Annotated in this window: 4 protein-coding genes; 2 read left to right on the top strand and 2 right to left on the bottom strand. The window is 46.7% G+C overall.

What is annotated here, in order from left to right:
* Nucleotides 1-564: 564 nt before the first annotated feature.
* Nucleotides 565-690 (top strand): hypothetical protein, encoded by a 126-nt coding sequence (locus BG32_RS16900; RefSeq protein WP_006486555.1) that lies wholly within the window; start codon nucleotides 565-567, stop codon nucleotides 688-690.
* Between the two features lie 348 nt (nucleotides 691-1,038).
* On the opposite strand, the gene BG32_RS14725 is transcribed toward BG32_RS16900, so the two are convergent.
* Complete coding sequence (locus BG32_RS14725) at nucleotides 1,039-1,251, bottom strand: transcriptional coactivator p15/PC4 family protein (protein WP_006486560.1); 213 nt, start codon at nucleotides 1,249-1,251, stop codon at nucleotides 1,039-1,041.
* Between the two features lie 124 nt (nucleotides 1,252-1,375).
* Here BG32_RS14725 and BG32_RS14730 point away from each other — a divergent pair, with 124 nt between their 5' ends.
* On the top strand, nucleotides 1,376-2,608 hold the full coding sequence (locus tag BG32_RS14730; RefSeq protein ID WP_006486562.1) for a Gfo/Idh/MocA family protein: 1,233 nt from the start codon (nucleotides 1,376-1,378) through the stop codon (nucleotides 2,606-2,608).
* On the opposite strand, the gene BG32_RS14735 is transcribed toward BG32_RS14730, so the two are convergent.
* Nucleotides 2,603-2,888: DUF4162 domain-containing protein (locus tag BG32_RS14735; protein WP_121527045.1), on the bottom strand; the 286-nt coding region annotated here is incomplete at its 5' end. The genes BG32_RS14730 and BG32_RS14735 overlap by 6 nt on opposite strands.

Raw genomic sequence — 2,888 nt, forward strand, 5'->3', positions numbered from 1 at the left:
ACGTGGTAGGAAAGAGCAAAGGAACTGGTTCGCCATTGAAAGGTTCTCCGTTCTCCGAAGAATAAATAGGAGCTGGATGCTGAAACAAGTTCATGACGAATTGAGATGTTCCCGGAATTAACAAACGCTTTCAAACCGCCATGATTTTTCAGAAGTCACGCATGCTGTCATCCCGAACTTGTTTCGGGATCTTGCTTTTCGAAGGGATATAGCGTGGTTTGCGGTAGGACGTAGGGCGTTGGAAAAAGCCAAGTGAAACCGGTTTGCCGTTGAACGGTTCTCCGTTCCCCAAGGAGAACCCGTTCTTCCAGAGCGAGGATCTGTTCTTCGTTCTTCGCCATGTTCAAGAACCACAACCATTATGCTGAAACAATTTCAGATGACGCGGAGCGCAGGGTATCGATTACAGGGTATGGGGTCTCGTGAAGAGAACCGGCAATCAGTTCAGGGATTCAATGCAACTAAGGAAGTTATCCCGACATCGGCTTTGGGAAGTTTCTCACTGTGTCATCCCGAACTTGTTTCGGGATCTAGGTTTTGATCCTCTCGGAGGACCGTGGACCGTTGACGGACAACGCGGTTTTCATCGGCATACAGCGGGTTCTTGTTCCTAAATGGATAGCGGCTCTTTCGAGGGACAGGTTCATGATCCTTGACGAAGGACAGTTTCTTGAGGATGGCGGAATGTGACGTTATCGCAATCGCCTAACACTGTCATCCCGGACTTGATACGGGATCTGTTCAAGAACGAACAACCTGGACGCGCAGCGTCGGAACGAAGAACCAGTCTTTCCGAAGGACGGGTCCATGGTCTTGGACGAGCACCGAAGGACGGCTCTTTCCAGCGCACAGCGTTGCTTACATGTGAGATTCCGTTTGGTCTATGATTCTCCTTTTTGTTTCTTTCTAAGAGCCAACAGCATGGATTAAGAAGCACTATAAATCAAGCTCTTATAAACGACTTCCAGTTCTTATGAAGGATTAAAGCTCTTTCATGAAAGCCGATCACGGCTTACGTGACCGGCGACGGCATGAGAGTTATTCTTTTTCTGGGGCAGAGTCTTTTTCTTTTTTGAGTGCGTCTATAAGTTCATCGACGAGTTTTGGGTTGATTGTGATTCCTTTCTTAGTAGGTTTGTAGTCTCCTTCATCGTCCTGATAGTAGATCCTCAAATCAATGAATTCATGGCCTTTGTATTCTCTCTTGGAGACTCTTACGATCTCTGTGTCGTTTCTTTTTATGTCTGTCAAACTCGTCACGTCCTTTCGTTTTTGATCTTTCCCTTTATAACACATCAAGGGAAATTTGCCTATCTTTCTCTTTAAGAATTGAGTGATAGAATCGATTCAGTGAAGATGAAGGTGGTCGATTCTCTTGATAGATCTAATTATGATAGGCGCTGGAAATAGAGGGTATTTCGCATATGGTGAGGCTGTCCTTTCAATGGGCGATGCGCGCGTCGTTGCTGTGGCTGAGCCCGACGAGTTTAGAAGAGAGAGATTTGCAAAGGATCATTCTATAATTCCTCAAAATGCTGTGGCTGACTGGAAGTCGCTCCTTTCGCGACCCAGGTTTGCAGATGGTGTTATCGTCGCCTCACCTGAGGCGGTGCATGTCGAGCCGGCAATCGAAGCTCTCAGAAGTGGTTACGCTGTTCTACTCGAGAAACCGATCTCTGCGGATTTGAGCGGCATAAGGGATTTGATAAGCTCCGGTGCAGATACGTCGAGGCTTTTTCTTGCCCACGTTTTGAGATACTCCGGCTTCTTCAAAACGATCAAGTCGCTTCTTGAATCTGAAGCTATCGGAAAGTTAATTGCTGTTGAGTACACCGAACAGGTCGGATACTATCACTTCGCCCATTCTTACGTGAGGGGAAACTGGAGAAGATCGGAGCTTGCAGGTCCTTCTATCCTTTCAAAGAGCTGTCACGATATGGACATCCTCACCTGGTTGCTTTCGTCAAGAGCACTTTCAGTTGTTTCCCACGGTGGCCTCAAATACTTCCGTAGAGAGAACGCACCCGAGAGTTCTACTGGAAGGTGCCTGGACTGTCCTCTAAAAGGAACCTGCCCGTATTCGGCCGTCACCCAGTATCTTTCAGATAATACCGACTGGCCAGTGAATACGATTGGAAATGATATGTCACTCGAGAAGAGAAGGGATGTTCTCCGTACGGGTAATTACGGCAAATGCGTTTTCAGAAGCGATAACAACGTTGTCGACTATCAGAACGTTTTGGTCTCGTTCGAAAATGGTGTGGAAGCATCTTTCTCCATGAATGCCTTCACAAGTTCAAAGACAAGAAAGATTTTCATTAGCGGAAGCGACGGAGAGATCTACGGAGACTTCGAAAGCGACAGAGTCGAGCTGAGATTGTTCTCAGGAGAGACGAAGATTTATAAGATATCACATGACGAATCAAGGCACGGCGGCGGAGACATGGAGATTACTAGAGATTTCGTAAGATACCTTAAAGGCGAAACGGCTGGGCTGTCAACTTCGTTCAAAGAGTCGATTCAGAGTCACCTCATGTGCTGGGCTGCAGAAAAGTCAAGACTTGAAGGTGGTTTGAAGATCGATCCGTGGAGTCTTCTAGCTCTATGATTTCTCTCCGGTAAGCTCGACGAATACGTCTTCAAGAGAAGGCTTTATGTGATCAACATCTATCACTTCGAGCTTCATCTGGAGTATCTTGGGAAGAACGCTTTCCATAGTTGTCCCTGGCCTGAAATCTATCCTCACAACTCCGTTTAGCCGGCTATCGCTCATGTAGCCATCTATAGATTCAAATGGAACCTCTGGTCTGTTTTTCACAGTTATAGTAAGGCGGTCTCTATTCAAAGAAGCGCGGATGGCCTCCAGTTTTCCGGTCGTTATGAGTTTG

Source organism: Mesotoga sp. HF07.pep.5.2.highcov, assembly GCF_003666285.1.
Classification (GTDB): domain Bacteria; phylum Thermotogota; class Thermotogae; order Petrotogales; family Kosmotogaceae; genus Mesotoga; species Mesotoga prima.